Source organism: Burkholderia pyrrocinia (assembly GCF_003330765.1).
In the GTDB taxonomy this organism is placed as follows: Bacteria; Pseudomonadota; Gammaproteobacteria; order Burkholderiales; family Burkholderiaceae; genus Burkholderia; species Burkholderia pyrrocinia_B.
This window is the reverse complement of record NZ_CP024902.1, coordinates 904,869-918,244: the sequence shown is the minus strand read 5'-3', so window position 1 is coordinate 918,244 and position 13,376 is coordinate 904,869. Positions and strand designations below refer to the sequence as shown.

Below are 13,376 nucleotides of genomic sequence, written 5' to 3'. Positions count from 1 at the left end.
TCGCCGTGCCGTCACGGACGCGCGACGTGCCACATGCCGCCGATCCCGTCGCCGCCCGCGTCGCCGGCCTTGCGGTCCATCTTCCAGCGATACAGCGGACGTCCGTGGTACGCCCATTGCTTCTTGCCGTCGTCACGCGCGACGAGACTCAGCGCGCCCGATGCCTTGTCGTACGCGTCGGCGATCGCGGGCGGCCAGTTGGCCGCGCAAGCGCTGTCGCACGCGCTCTTGCCGGGCGCGTCGCGATCGAACACATACAGCGTCATGTGATCGTCATCGACCACTTTCCCGTTGCCGACCTGTGGCGGTTCCGCGACCGCCGGCCGCACGATCGCCGCCGTCAGCGCGGCAGCGAGGAGTATCCGTTTCATTTCCGTTCTCCTTGACATGGCATGGCATCGCGGCACGACGCCGCCGAACGGGGCGATCGACTTCGTCGCGACCATTATCCCGCCGGCCGGCTGTGCCGGGATTCGGTATGTAGTAAACGGGTGGAGGCGGCCGGTTATTCCATGCCGCCCGGCGACGGTCGGCAGCGGCCATTCATGTGACGAAAGAAAACGGGAAACCAAGAGACAACGCGGCATGACATCCCGGTCATGCCGCGTTACGCGACCCGTGTTGCACGACCGTTGCGCGCGGCGGCCGATACGGCGCCGCCGTGCGTTTCCGGCCGGTTACTTCGGCAGTGCGCCCGCCAGCGACTGGAGCAGCGTCGACACCGGTGCGAGCGGGTTGTTCGGCGAGTTGCTGCCCGAGTGCGGCGTGACCGACAGGCCCGGCGCGGAGCCGAGCGCCGTACCCACCGTCGTGCCGACCGCATTGACGACCGTCGCCGTCGCATTGGCGCCCGTCGTCAGCAGCGAGCCGACCGCGCCCGCCGTGCCGCCGACCGCGTTCGCGCCCGAGCCGAGCAGGCCACCGCCAGCCGCGGCCGCCTGCCCGAGGGCTACCGGACCGTTCGCGAGCGCGCCCGTCACCGAACCGAGCGCACCGGTCAGTGCGCCGGCCGGGTTGCTCCCGCCCGTCAGGCCGTTCACGAGGTTCGCGATCGGTGCGATCGGGCTGTTGCCCGCCGCGCCCGACAGCGTGCCGACGATCTGGTTCACGACGCCTTGCACCGGCGCCAGCGGGTTCGTGCCGCCGAGGTTGCCGAGCGCGCCGGTCACCGAGTTCAGCGCGCCCGTCAGTGCACCGGCCGGATTACCGCTGCCGAGCGTACCGACGATCTGGTTCACGACACCTTGCACCGGTGCCAGCGGATTGGACCCGCCGAGGTTGCCGAGCGCGCCCGTCACCGAACCGAGCGCGCCGGTCAGTGCGCCGGCCGCATTGCCGCCCGTCGGCAGCGCGTTTTGCAAGCCGCTGACGAGGTTCGTGATCGGCGTGATCGGGCTGCCGCCGCCAGCGCCGGACAGCGTGCCGACGACCTGGTTCACGACGCCTTGGACCGGCGCCAGCGGGTTCGCGCCGCTGAGCGCACCCGTCACCGAGTTCAGCGCGTTCGTCAGCGCACCGGCCGGATTGCCGTTGTCGAGCGTGCCCGCGAGCTGCGTGACGACGCCTTGCACCGGCGCGAGCGGGCTCCCCGCGCCGCCGACGTTGCCGAGCGTGCCCGTGATTGTGTTGACCGCGTTGCTCAGTGCGCCGGCCGGGTTGCCGCTGCCGAGCGTGCCCGTGACCTGGTTCACGACGCCCTGGACCGGTGCCAGCGGATTCGTGCCGCCGCCGATACCGCCCAGTGCGCCCGTTGCGGTGCCGAGCGCGTTGCTCAACGTCCCCGTCGCCGTATTCAGCGCACCGGTCAATGCACCTGCCGGGTTGCCGCCGCTCAGGGCGCCCGTCACCGTACCGAGTGCACCGGTCAGCGCGCCTGCCGGATTGCCGCCGCCAAGCGCACCCGTCACCTGATTCACCACGCCTTGGACCGGCGCCAGCGGGTTCGAACCGCCGCCGATGCCGCCCAGTGCGCCCGTTGCGGTGCCGAGTGCGTTGCTCAACGTCCCCGTCGCCGTATTCAGCGCGCCGGTCAATGCACCAGCCGGATTACCGCCGCTCAGGGCGCCCGTGACCTGGCTTACGACACCTTGGACCGGCGCCAGCGGATTTGCGCCGCCACCGACATTACCCAACGCACCGGTCACCGTGCCGAGTGCACCGGTCAACGCGCCTGCCGGGTTGCCGCCGCCGAGGGCGCCCGTCACCTGATTCACCACGCCCTGTACCGGCGCCAGCAGGTTCGCGCCGCCGCCGACGTTACCCAGCGCACCGGTCACCGTGCCGAGTGCACCGGTCAACGCGCCTGCCGGGTTGCCGCCACCAAGCGCACCCGTCACCTGATTCACCACACCCTGCACCGGCGCGAGCGGCGTCACCGTGCCGCCGCCACCGCCGAGTGCGCCCGTCACCGCCCCCACGGCGCCCGACAGCACCTGGCCCGGATCGCCGAGTGACGTCTGGATCGCGCCCGATCCGCCCGTCGTCACGGTGACCGAGCCCAGCGGCGACGTGCCCGTCGCAACCAGCCCGACCGACACGCTGTTCGTCGGCGGATTGACGATCACTTGCGGAATCGACAGCGAATCGAGGGCCCCCGCCATCGCGGAGCCCGAAGCCAGTACCCCGAACACCGTCGCGACCGACAGCGCCACACCCGTCAATTTAAGATTTTGTCCCATCTTTATTTACCCCATCTCGGTTGGCACTACGTTGACAAAGCATGGGGACGGATTGCATGAAGCGTGCCAATTCAAAAAAACCAACTCATTCGTCTGCTTATTGACAAGCAATAACGCTTTTTTTATTGATTTCAGGCGAGATACGCGAATTGTATTGTCTGAATTGTCTGATGAAAAAGAGCAACGGAACGCGGATGTAACGTAACGTTTGCGAGCCCCGTAGTAACGTGTTCCGGTACATTCCGCGTAACGCCGGAACGTCCGGTCGCGACGGTGCCGAACATCGTCAGGGCCGGCTGCCCATTGCGCATTTCAGCGATATGAAAATGCATTGATAAATCGCGAATTTGCTGATTTTCTTTTTACGCGATTTCTTTCTTGGCGATTACGCAGATCATTTCCGATTGCGTGCCTTTCGATAGCGCGGACAGCAGAATGAAAAACTGTGACGGCCGCATCGCGACCGGAGCGCGCGATGCGGCGCGCGGCGACGGCCTGGGCCACATCGCCGCACCGCGCGTTCAGCCGAAGCGCGCGGGCCGGTACGGATGGGGATCGATATAGGTCGGCGCGCCCGTCATCATTTCGGCAAGCAGGCGCCCGGTCGCAGGGCCGAGCGTGAGCCCGTGGTGGCAATGGCCGAACGCGAACCACAGATGGCGATGGCGCGGCGCGGGCCCGATCACCGGACGCATGTCGGGCGTGCATGGCCGCATCCCCAGCCACGGCTCGGGATCGAGCCGCTCGCCGATGCCGAACGCGTCGCGCGCCAGCGGTTCGGCGCGCGCGAGTTGCACGCCAGTCGGCGGCGCACCGCGCAGCGCGATCTCGACGCCGGTCGTGAGTCGCAGGCGGCCGCCCTCCATCGGCGCGACGACGAAGCCTTCCTCGGTATCGCACACGGGCACGTTCAGCGGCGTGCGCGTCGGCCGGTAGTGCATGTGGTAGCCGCGCTTCGCGCGCAGCGGAATCCGGTAGCCCAGCGGCGCGAACACGTGATCGGACCAGGGCCCGAGCGCGACCACGGCCGAGCGCGCCGAAATCGGCCCGTGCCCGGTATCGACCTGCCAGCCGTCATCCACCTGGACGAGCGTCGTCGCGTCGCCGAGCGCGACCGTGCCGCCGTCGCGTTCGAACAGCCGCGCATAGGCCTTCGTCAGCCCACCCGGGCTCGACACGGTCTTCGGGTCCTGCCAGTGGAACGCGCCACAGAACGCGTCGCCGACGCCGGGCTCGCGCTCGCGCAACGCACGCGCGTCGAGCACGGTCATCCGCAGCCCATGCGCTTCGGCCACGCGCTGCTGCGCGCGCGTTTCCGCGTCGAACAGCGCGGGCGAACGGAATGCCTCGATCCACCCGCCGTCGTGCACGAGCGGCTGTGCGTCGGTGCGCGCGAGCAGCGCGTCGTGCTCGACGACGCTCGCCGCGACAAGCGGCAGCAGGTCGCGCGCGGCGGCCGCGAGCCGCTGCGGCGACGATTCACGCCAGAAGCGCGCGAGCCAGCCCGCATACGCGGGCAGCGCGCGGTAGTCCCAATAGAGGTCGACCGAGCGGTTGCGCGCATAGCGCAGCAGCGTGCCGAGCCTGCGCGGAAACGCATACGGCACGACCGACGAGCGCTCGATCAGCCCGGCGTTGCCGTGACTCGTTTCCTCGCCGGGCGCGCGCCGGTCGACGAGCGCAACGCGCAGCCCGCGATCCTGCAAATGCAGCGCCGACGACACGCCGACAATGCCGGCCCCCAGAACGATGACGTCGAAATCCATGCTTCCCCGTACTCCGTCGAGAGTCGATGCGACGCACGCCGGCACCGCGGCCGGCGCGCGGCCGTGCTTACTTCGCGACGATGTCGCGCTTGAAGTACTTCTGCGACAGCGTGCCCAGCGTGCCGTCCTTTTTCAGCGCATCGAGCGCGCCGACGATCTTCGCCTGCAGCGCCTTGTCGCCCTTGCGCATCCCGAAACCCGTGCCTTCGCCGAGCGTCGCCGGATCCTTCAGCGGCTCGCCGACGATCTGGTAGTCGCGGCCGGCCGGCTTGTCGAGGAAACCGTCCTGCGCGGTCTGCGCCTCCTGCACGGCCGCGTCGAGCCGCCCCGCGACGAGATCGGCGTAGATCTGGTCCTGATCCTGATACGACACGATGGCCACGCCCGCATTGGCCCAGTGCGCCTTCAGGAAATCCTCCTGCGACGAGCCCTGCAGCACGCCGACGTGCTTGCCGCGCAGGCTCGCAACATCGGGCCGCAGCGGCGAGCCGCGTTTGGCGACCATTACGATCGGCACCACGTAGATCGCCGGCGTGAAGTCGATGCTCTGCCTGCGCTTCGCGGTGATGTTCATCGCCGAGTTGATCGCGTCGAACTTGCGCGCCTGCAGCGCCGGGATCAGGCCATCGAACGAATTCTCGACCCACACGCATTTCATGTTCAGCTTCGCGCACACCGCATTGCCGATGTCGACGTCGAAACCCTGCAGCTGACCAGCCGGCGTCTTGCTCTCGAACGGCGGATAGGCGGCTTCGATCCCGAAGCGCAACGTGGTCTGTTCCGCATGGGCCGTGGCGGCCGCGCACGCGAGCGCCGCGACGGCGCAGAGGGAAAGCTTCCAGTTCATGGCGAGTCCTTCTGTTCTGGAGTGAGGCGATGAAGATCGGTCGCACGACACCCTCTGCCGGGCGCCGGATCGGCATTCGATGCAGGCCGCCGTATGGCGACGCGTCGTGTCCTGCACGCGAAATATAGACTTAAAGTCTACTATAGACTATAGGGGATACGAGGATCACACACCGTCGCGCCGCATTCAAATTTCGTCGACCATCAAAAATACCGTTGATTTTCCGGTGTTTTTTCATAAACCCACGACGACACAAAGTCTCGAAAAGAAAAATCCTCCAGATTTCATTTGTCTATATTAGACTTTTCGTCCATCACGAACACCGCCGGACACCCTCTTTCGAGACAGTGCTGTCCGGCCCCGACCGGAGATGTCCACATGACGCAAACCGTCCCGACCCTGCCGCTGACCGTCGACGAAGCCGCGGTGCGCGCGGCCCTGCCGTCGCTCGACGTGCTCGGCACGCTGCGCCGCATGTTCGCGTCGCTCGCCGCGGCGCGCGCGGTGCAGCCGCCGCAAACCCTCACGCTGTTTCCCGACCAGGCCGGCGACTTCATCACGTATCTCGGCGCGCTCGCCGACGAGCAGGTGTTCGGCGCGAAGCTGTCGCCGTACGTCGTGACGGGCGGCAAACCGATCGTCACCGCCTGGACCGCGCTGATGTCGATGCGCACGGGCCAGCCGCTGATGTGGTGCGACGCGGGGCTGCTGACCGTCGAGCGCACGGCCGGCACGACGGCGCTCGCGGTCGACTGCCTCGCGCCGCGCGACGCGCGCCATCTCGCGATCGTCGGCGCAGGCGCGGTCGGCCTCGCGCACCTGCGGCACACGGCGGCATTGCGCGACTGGGAGACGATCCGCGTGTACTCGCCAGCGCTCGCCGGCGACGCGGCGCTGCAGGCGACGCTCGCGCAGCTCGACCCGCGCGCGCGGCGCGCGGCTAGCATCGAAGCCTGCGTGCGCGACTCGGACGTCGTGATGCTGTGCACGTCATCGGGCACGCCCGTGCTCGGCGACGGGATGCTCACGCGCCCCGCGCTCGTCACGTCGATCAGCACGAACGTCGCGCGCGCGCACGAGATCCCGCCCGCATGGCTGCCCGACATGGACGTGTACTGCGACTACCGGCACACGACGCCCGCGAGCGCCGGCGAGATGCAGATCGCGGCGGCCGACCACGGCTGGGCCGCCGGGCGGATCGTCGGCGACCTGCCCGCGCTGGTCGCCGGCACCTGCGCGGCGCCGTCGCGCACGCGTCACGCGTTCTTCCGCTCGATCGGCCTCGGGCTCGAGGACATCGCGATCGCGCATGCGCTGTACACGCACCTGATGCGCGCATGAGCGGCACACGCCTGCGGGGCCGATACAATGGCGCAACCGCCGCGGCGGCCGCGCGCGGGCGCACGGGCAGGCCGGCCACCGGCGCGCCGGCACGCCGGCCCGATGCGCCGCCCGGCCCCCGCCCACCCGAGATGGCGATTCCGATGCGCAAGAACAAATCCCCCGTCAAAGACCTGCTGCTCACCCGCTATGCGCCGATCGCCGACGGTATCGCCGCGCTGTTCTTCCCGTATGCGGAAGTCGTGATCCACGACCTGCACGACCAGACCGTGCTGTATCTCGCGAACAACCTGTCGAAACGCGAGGTCGGCGACGATTCCGCGCTCGAGGAAATCGATCATTCCGCACGCGAGCGCGTGATCGGCCCGTACGAGAAACTGAACTGGGACGGCCGGCGGATGCGCTGCGTCAGCAACGTGCTGTTCGACGACGCAGGCCGTCCGGCCGGGATGATGTGCATCAACTTCAACATCGCGGTGTTCGACGAGGTGCGCGCGACGCTCGACCTGTTCATCAAGGGCGCAGGCGTCGTCGCGCAGCCTGACGAGCTGTTCCGCGACGACTGGCAGGAGCGCATCAACACGTTCCTGCATGGCTGGCTGCGCGAGCGGCAGGTCGGGCTGAACGGGCTCACGCGCGAGCACCGGCGCGAACTCGTCGAGGCGCTTTACGCGGAGGGCGCGTTTCGCGGCAAGAGCGCGGCGAACTACGTCGCGAACGTGCTCGGGATGGGGCGCGCGACGGTCTACAAGCACCTCAAGCACCTGAAGGAAACGCAGGGCGACGCGTAAGCCGCCTGCCCCGCGGGCCGGCTCGTCGGGGCACACGGCGGCGGCCGGCATCGGCAATCGCTATCGGGACGCGGCTTCCGTGTCTATGCTTCGTGATGCGCCCGGCCCGGGCCTGTTCCGCAAGGGCCCCCCGGCCACGACAAAGCGCCGAAGCAGAAAATGATATAGTCCCGGTTACATTTTTTTGCCGCTCCGAACCGCCCATGACGACCGCTCCCGCCCCGACTGCCCGCCCGACCCTGACCGTCGAAATCTGGTCCGACCTGATCTGCCCGTGGTGCTGGATCGGCAAGCGCCGCTTCGACGAGGCGCTCGCCGCGTTCGCGCACGCCGACCGCGTCGACGTCGCGCTGCGCGCATACCGGCTGATGCCCGGCCAGCCCGTCGAGCCGGTCGAGGCGATGCTCGCGGGCAAGTACCGGATGTCGCCCGCGCAGGTCGACCAGATGCTGCGCCAGGTGACCGATGCGGCCGCAAGCGTCGGGCTGCGCTACGACCTGCCCGGCACGCTCGTCGGCGACACGCTCGACGGCCACCGGCTCGTGAAGCTCGCGGAGGCGACGGGCCGCGCGCACGCGCTGACCGAACGGCTGTACCGCGCGTATTTCTGCGAGCACGGCTCGCTGTTCGATCACGCCGACCTGACCGAATTCGCGGTCGAAGCCGGGCTCGAGCGCTCGGCGGTCGACGCCGTGCTGCGCAGCGACGCGTATCGCGATGAAGTCGAAGCCGACATCGCGCGCGCCGCGCAGATTGGCGGGCGCGGCGTGCCGCTGTTCGTGTTCGGCGGCCGCTACGCGGTGTCGGGCGCGCAGCCGGTCGACGCGTTCGCGCAGGCGCTCGACCAGGCGTGGCGCGACGGCATCGTCGAACTCGACGGCAGCGACGCCGCCGCATGCGGCCCCGACGGCTGCGAACTGCCGGCGCGCGCGTAACGCCCGGCGCGCCCGTCATGCGCGTCCCGCCCGGACGCGCCACTACGCGACGCTCCTGCCACAAACCGGCAGGAAACCCGCGCCGATGACGTCTACAATGCAGCCTTTCAAATACCTATCGGAAGGCTGCAAGCCCATGACTCACGGGATCCACGGCGAGAAGCGCTGGTACGCGCTGCTCGTTCTCTGTCTCGGCGTGTTGATGATCGTGCTCGACAGCACGATCGTGAACGTTGCGCTGCCGTCGATCAGCACCGACCTCCATTTCACCGAGACGGCCCTCGTATGGGTCGTCAACGCGTACCTGCTGACGTTCGGCGGCTGCCTGCTGCTCGGCGGCCGGCTCGGCGACCTGTACGGCCAGCGGCGCATGTTCCTCGCGGGCCTCGTCGTGTTCACGCTCGCATCGCTCGCATGCGGCCTCGCGCAATCGCAGACGATGCTGATCGCCGCGCGCGCGGTGCAGGGGCTCGGCGGCGCGGTCGTGTCGGCCGTCGCGCTGTCGCTGATCATGAACCTGTTCACCGAGCCCGGCGAACGCGCGCGCGCGATGGGCGTCTACGGCTTCGTCTGCGCGGGCGGCGGCAGCATCGGCGTGCTGCTCGGCGGGCTGCTGACGAGCTCGCTGTCGTGGCACTGGATCTTCCTCGTCAACCTGCCGATCGGCATCGCGGTCTATGCGATGTGCGTCGCGCTGCTGCCGCGCATGCGCGCGCCGGCCGGCGCCGCACGGCTTGACGTCGCGGGCGCGATCACCGTGACCGCGTCGTTGATGCTGGCCGTCTACGGGATCGTCGGCGGCAACGAAGCCGGCTGGCTGTCGACGCAAACCGTCACACTGATCGGCGCGGCCGTCGCGCTGCTCGCGCTGTTCATCGCGATCGAGGCGCGCGCCGCGCACCCGCTGATGCCGCTCACGCTATTCACCGCGCGCAATGTCGCGCTCGCGAACGCGATCGCCGTGCTGTGGGCGGCCGCGATGTTCGCATGGTTCTTCCTGTCGGCGCTGTACATGCAGCGCGTGCTCGGCTACGCGCCGCTGCAGGTCGGCCTCGCGTTCCTGCCGGCGAACCTGATCATGGCCGCGTTCTCGCTCGGGCTGTCGGCGCGCATCGTGATGCGCTTCGGAATCCGCGGCCCGATCGCGGCCGGCCTGCTGATCGCGGCCTGCGGTCTCGCGCTGTTCTCGCGCGCGCCGGTCGACGGCGGTTTCGTCTGGCATGTGCTGCCCGGCATGACGCTGCTCGGCATCGGCGCGGGCGTCGCGTTCAACCCGATGCTGCTCGCTGCGATGAACGACGTCGATCCGGCCGATTCCGGGCTCGCGTCGGGGATCGTCAACACCGCGTTCATGATGGGCGGCGCGCTCGGCCTCGCCGTGCTCGCGAGCCTCGCGGCCGCCCGCACCGACGCGCTCGCGGCCGCCCGGACCGCACCGCTCGACGCGCTGAACGGCGGCTATCACGCGGCGTTCGCATTCGGCGCGGCATTCGCCGCCGCGGCCGCGCTGATCGGCCTCGCGCTGCGCATCCGGCGGCAGGGCGCCGTCGAAGGCGTCGGCCCCGCGATGCACTGACCGATGGCCGGTGGCGCCCGCCTCCGGCATCGAACCCGGGCGCGCACCGTCGCGCCTTTTTTGCGCGTGCCGGGCACGGCACGCGTTCCCGATTCGCCCTGCCTTTCAGGCCGATAACACGCCGATAACCGTCATCGACCCCTCCATCGCGCCCCGCCACCGCTCAAACGCCCGTTTCACCTCCGTCCGGCCGCCCGCCGCACGCGCCTTTCCGGCTGATTTTTAACGCAGTCGTACACCAACCCGCCACTTTTGCGACAATGGCGGACTTTGACCCACGCGCCGCCGCCGAACGCCGCATAACCGCCTGCTTCCGATGTCGCTTCCCCATATCGATCTGCTGTACTCCCTGTCCGGCCTGTTCGTCGGCATCCTCGTCGGCCTGACCGGCGTCGGCGGCGGTTCGTTGATGACGCCGATCCTCGTGCTGCTGTTCGGCGTCCACCCCGCGACGGCGGTCGGCACCGACCTGCTGTACGCGGCCGCGACCAAGGCCACCGGCACGCTCGTCCACGGCCTGAAAGGGTCGATCGACTGGCGCATCACGGGCCGGCTCGCGGCGGGCAGCGTCCCGGCCGCGGCCGTCACGCTGTGGTGGCTGCACACGCACGGGATGAACACGCCGGGCACCGCGCGGATGATCCAGCTCGTGCTCGGCGTCGCGCTGCTGCTCACGTCGCTCGCGCTGATCTTCCGGCCGCAGCTCACCGCGTTCGCCGCGCGCAACCCGTTCGCGCCGAGCCCCGCGCGCACGCTGTGGTCGACCGTGCTGACCGGCGCCGTGCTTGGCATGCTCGTGTCGATGACGTCGGTCGGCGCCGGCGCGATCGGCGTGACCGTGCTCCTGCTGCTGTATCCGGCGCTCGCGACGACCCGCATCGTCGGTTCCGACATCGCGCACGCGGTGCCGCTCACGCTCGTCGCGGGCATGGGCCACTGGCTGCTCGGCTCGGTCGACTGGTCGATTCTGCTGTCGCTGCTGCTCGGCTCGCTGCCCGGCATCGTGCTCGGCAGCCTGCTGTCGGCGCGCGCGCCCGAGCGGCTGCTGCGCAACCTGCTCGCCGCGACGCTCGTCGCGGTCGGCGTGCGGCTCGTGCTCGCGTAAACGGCGCGGCGCAGCGCCCCGCCGCATCTGGCATCGAATCCTCAATTGAAGGCTACTCATCCCCTTTTTGAGGATTATGCAGTGACGTCACTAGTGGCTTTTCCGGGGCGACGAGCCGACCCTCGGACAAGACGATGCCCCGGAAGTCCGTGACTTACGGGGCATCGTGGAAAACAACAGCACAGCCACCAACACACGCCACGTGAAGAGCTGGGGCGCGTGACCGGGCGGCGTTTTTTACGTCACTTCGGGCGGCGCGAGCCGCCCGCGGCGCTTACTGCCCCTGCTGCTTCAGTTGCTGCTGCTTGAGCTGCTGCGTGCGCGCCTGCAGCTTCAGCACGCGCTGCAGCGCGGTGCGGTTCGCGAGGATGCTGTCGTAGAAGTTGCCGAGATCGCCCTTCAGCGCGGTCCGCGACGCGTCGTTCAGGTAGATCATGTGGCCCGACGGGTAGTTCTTGATCGTCAGGTTCTGCGCCTTGATCGTCGGATCGAGCGGCATCTGCGCGAGCGTCAGCTCCGTCTGGTGGAACGGCGTGACGGCGTCGAAATAGCCGTTCGCCGACAGCACCTTCAGGTCCGGGTTCACGCTCATCGTCGACGCCAGGTCGCCGGCCGTGTACAGCGTATTGCCGCCGCCCTTGTTCGCGCCGGTCGGGTCCGTGTGACTGAAGTCCCAGTTGTTGAAGACCTGGTCGTTCAGGTCCACGAACGACGACGTCGACGTGTACTTGAGGTCGGTGTTGATATAGCTGTTCCACAGCACCGTGTACGCGCCGCCGACGTTCGTGATCGACGGATCGTTGCTGCCCGAGTTCGGCAGGATGTACGGCGCGATGCCCTTGCCCGTGAAGTTCGCGCGACCGTCGTACTGGCCGATCTGCGTGCCCGGCACGAGCGTCAGGAAGAACGTGTACGGCGGGTTGTCGTTCGACGACGGCACGTTGCCGAGCGCAGCCGGGTTGCCGAAGGTCTGGATCAGCGACGTCGGGTCGGTGCCGATGTACGAACCCATCTGCTGCGCGGTCTGCAGGTTCAGGTTCAGCCGCACGTTCACGAAGCCGCCGTCCTGCGGGTTCGGCTTCTGCGCGAGCGGCGCGAGCGTGTTGTCCGCGTAGTTGCGGGCCTGGACCATGTACGCGTCGAGATCGGTCGGCGTCGGGTTGACCGTCGTTTTCTTCCAGTAGAACGCGTCGGCCGCGAGCGTCGGGAACGTGCCCGGCGCCGACAGCGCATTCGCGTAGTCGAGGATCGACGACTGCAGCGTGATCCCGTTCAGGTCGATGCCGTCCTCATGCAGCACCCACGACACGACCGCGCTGCGCGCGGTGCCGTACGACTCGCCGTACAGGAATTTCGGCGAATTCCAGCGCGAGTACTTGGTCAGGTAGCGCTGGATGAAGCGGTCGATCGAGCGCGCGTCCTGGTCGGTGCCCCAGAAGTCCTTGTTCTTCGCCGGGGCGATCGCCGTCGAATAACCCGTGCCGACCGGGTTGATGAACACGATATCGGTGCGGTCGAGCAGGCTGTCCGGATTGTCGAGCAGCTTGTACGGCGCGGGCGGCGTGAAGTTCGGAAACGACGACTGCAGGCGCTTCGGCCCGTACGAGCCGAGCAGCAGGTAGACCGACGACGAGCCGGGGCCGCCGTTGTAGAAGAACGTGACCGGGCGCGGCTTCGACGGGTCGGGATTGTCCTGCGTGTACGCGACGTAGAACATCTTCGCGTTCGGCGCCGACGTGGTCGGATCGATCGTCGTCAGGTGGCCCGTGGTGGCCGTGTACTTGATGGTCTTGCCGCCGATCGTGACCTGGCGGTGCACGACCGCGGCGCCTTCGGTCGAATCCGTGACCGCGTCGTTCGGCCCGGTGCCGTACACGTCGGTGTCGACGAACGGCTGGTCGGCCGCGGCGGCGGCCGTTGCGTTGGTGCTGGCCGACGTGCTGCCGCCGGCCGTCGTCGCGGCCGCGGCGGCGGCCGAAGCGGCCGGGCTCGGCCCGTCGTCGCCGCCGCACCCCGTGACGAGCAGCGCCGCGGCCGCAGCCGCGGCGAGCGGCACGCTCAGAGTCGTTCCGAATAGCGCGAAACCGTCTTTCAAGGACTTCCGTGTCGTCATTATTGCCTCTCGAACAGAACGATAAATACCGCCGGCCGCAAAGGATCATTTGCGCCGGCGCTCCGCACCAGGAATGCATTCGTTATGCGACGCACTCCGAGTTTTTTACCGGATCGGCGAATACCGACCGGCACGATTTACCCCACCCATATTTTTTTTGCAACTGCACAATGGAATCAATTCCATTGCAAACGGCAATTCAATAATCCGCAGCAAATACGGAT

General features: G+C 68.4%; 10 protein-coding genes. 5 read left to right on the top strand and 5 right to left on the bottom strand.

All coding sequences use genetic code 11. From position 1 onward, the window contains the following. Window positions 1-11 precede the first annotated feature (11 nt). From CUJ89_RS04325 to CUJ89_RS04305, 4 genes are all read right to left on the bottom strand, one after another. Entirely contained in the window at window positions 12-371 is a 360-nt protein-coding gene (locus tag CUJ89_RS04325; protein WP_114178485.1) for a hypothetical protein, read from the bottom strand. 306 nt (window positions 372-677) lie between these two features. Next, window positions 678-2,678, bottom strand: coding sequence for a beta strand repeat-containing protein (locus CUJ89_RS04320; RefSeq protein ID WP_114176279.1), 2,001 nt, complete (start codon window positions 2,676-2,678; stop codon window positions 678-680). 521 nt (window positions 2,679-3,199) lie between these two features. Continuing rightward, window positions 3,200-4,444 carry an NAD(P)/FAD-dependent oxidoreductase gene (locus CUJ89_RS04310; RefSeq protein ID WP_114176278.1) on the bottom strand — a complete coding sequence of 415 codons (1,245 nt, stop codon included), beginning with the start codon at window positions 4,442-4,444 and terminating at the stop codon, window positions 3,200-3,202. A gap of 67 nt (window positions 4,445-4,511) precedes the next feature. Beyond that, the gene (locus tag CUJ89_RS04305; protein WP_114176277.1) at window positions 4,512-5,291 is read right to left on the bottom strand and encodes an ABC transporter substrate-binding protein; all 780 of its coding nucleotides are present in this window, start codon (window positions 5,289-5,291) and stop codon (window positions 4,512-4,514) included. Between the two features lie 378 nt (window positions 5,292-5,669). Here CUJ89_RS04305 and CUJ89_RS04300 point away from each other — a divergent pair, with 378 nt between their 5' ends. From CUJ89_RS04300 to CUJ89_RS04280, 5 genes are all read left to right on the top strand, one after another. Then, window positions 5,670-6,632, top strand: a complete 963-nt coding sequence (locus CUJ89_RS04300) for an ornithine cyclodeaminase family protein (RefSeq protein ID WP_114176276.1) — start codon at window positions 5,670-5,672, stop codon at window positions 6,630-6,632. Further along, entirely contained in the window at window positions 6,629-7,423 is a 795-nt protein-coding gene (locus CUJ89_RS04295; protein WP_114176275.1) for a transcriptional regulator, read from the top strand. The genes CUJ89_RS04300 and CUJ89_RS04295 overlap by 4 nt, the downstream gene beginning before the upstream one ends. Before the next feature lie 203 nt (window positions 7,424-7,626). Then, a complete protein-coding gene (locus CUJ89_RS04290) occupies window positions 7,627-8,358 on the top strand; it encodes a DsbA family oxidoreductase (RefSeq protein ID WP_114176274.1) in 732 nt (243 codons plus the stop codon). A gap of 136 nt (window positions 8,359-8,494) precedes the next feature. After that, a complete protein-coding gene (locus CUJ89_RS04285) occupies window positions 8,495-9,934 on the top strand; it encodes a DHA2 family efflux MFS transporter permease subunit (RefSeq protein ID WP_114176273.1) in 1,440 nt (479 codons plus the stop codon). A gap of 316 nt (window positions 9,935-10,250) precedes the next feature. After that, window positions 10,251-11,039: a sulfite exporter TauE/SafE family protein gene (locus tag CUJ89_RS04280; RefSeq protein WP_114176272.1), complete on the top strand. Its 789-nt coding sequence runs from the start codon at window positions 10,251-10,253 to the stop codon at window positions 11,037-11,039. Window positions 11,040-11,313: 274 nt separating this feature from the next. On the opposite strand, the gene CUJ89_RS04275 is transcribed toward CUJ89_RS04280, so the two are convergent. Next, window positions 11,314-13,152, bottom strand: a complete 1,839-nt coding sequence (locus tag CUJ89_RS04275; RefSeq protein ID WP_114176271.1) for a S10 family peptidase — start codon at window positions 13,150-13,152, stop codon at window positions 11,314-11,316. Between the last annotated feature and the right edge of the window lie 224 nt (window positions 13,153-13,376).

What these genes read in the sequence shown, in the direction of transcription:
- CUJ89_RS04325 (WP_114178485.1), bottom strand. Translation starts at nt 371, where the DNA reads ATGAAACGGATACTCCTCGCTGCCGCGCTGACGGCGGCGATCGTGCGG.
- CUJ89_RS04300 (WP_114176276.1), top strand. Translation starts at nt 5,670, where the DNA reads ATGACGCAAACCGTCCCGACCCTGCCGCTGACCGTCGACGAAGCCGCG.
- CUJ89_RS04275 (WP_114176271.1), bottom strand. Translation starts at nt 13,152, where the DNA reads ATGACGACACGGAAGTCCTTGAAAGACGGTTTCGCGCTATTCGGAACG.
- CUJ89_RS04320 (WP_114176279.1), bottom strand. Translation starts at nt 2,678, where the DNA reads ATGGGACAAAATCTTAAATTGACGGGTGTGGCGCTGTCGGTCGCGACG.
- CUJ89_RS04285 (WP_114176273.1), top strand. Translation starts at nt 8,495, where the DNA reads ATGACTCACGGGATCCACGGCGAGAAGCGCTGGTACGCGCTGCTCGTT.
- CUJ89_RS04305 (WP_114176277.1), bottom strand. Translation starts at nt 5,291, where the DNA reads ATGAACTGGAAGCTTTCCCTCTGCGCCGTCGCGGCGCTCGCGTGCGCG.
- CUJ89_RS04290 (WP_114176274.1), top strand. Translation starts at nt 7,627, where the DNA reads ATGACGACCGCTCCCGCCCCGACTGCCCGCCCGACCCTGACCGTCGAA.
- CUJ89_RS04310 (WP_114176278.1), bottom strand. Translation starts at nt 4,444, where the DNA reads ATGGATTTCGACGTCATCGTTCTGGGGGCCGGCATTGTCGGCGTGTCG.
- CUJ89_RS04295 (WP_114176275.1), top strand. Translation starts at nt 6,629, where the DNA reads ATGAGCGGCACACGCCTGCGGGGCCGATACAATGGCGCAACCGCCGCG.
- CUJ89_RS04280 (WP_114176272.1), top strand. Translation starts at nt 10,251, where the DNA reads ATGTCGCTTCCCCATATCGATCTGCTGTACTCCCTGTCCGGCCTGTTC.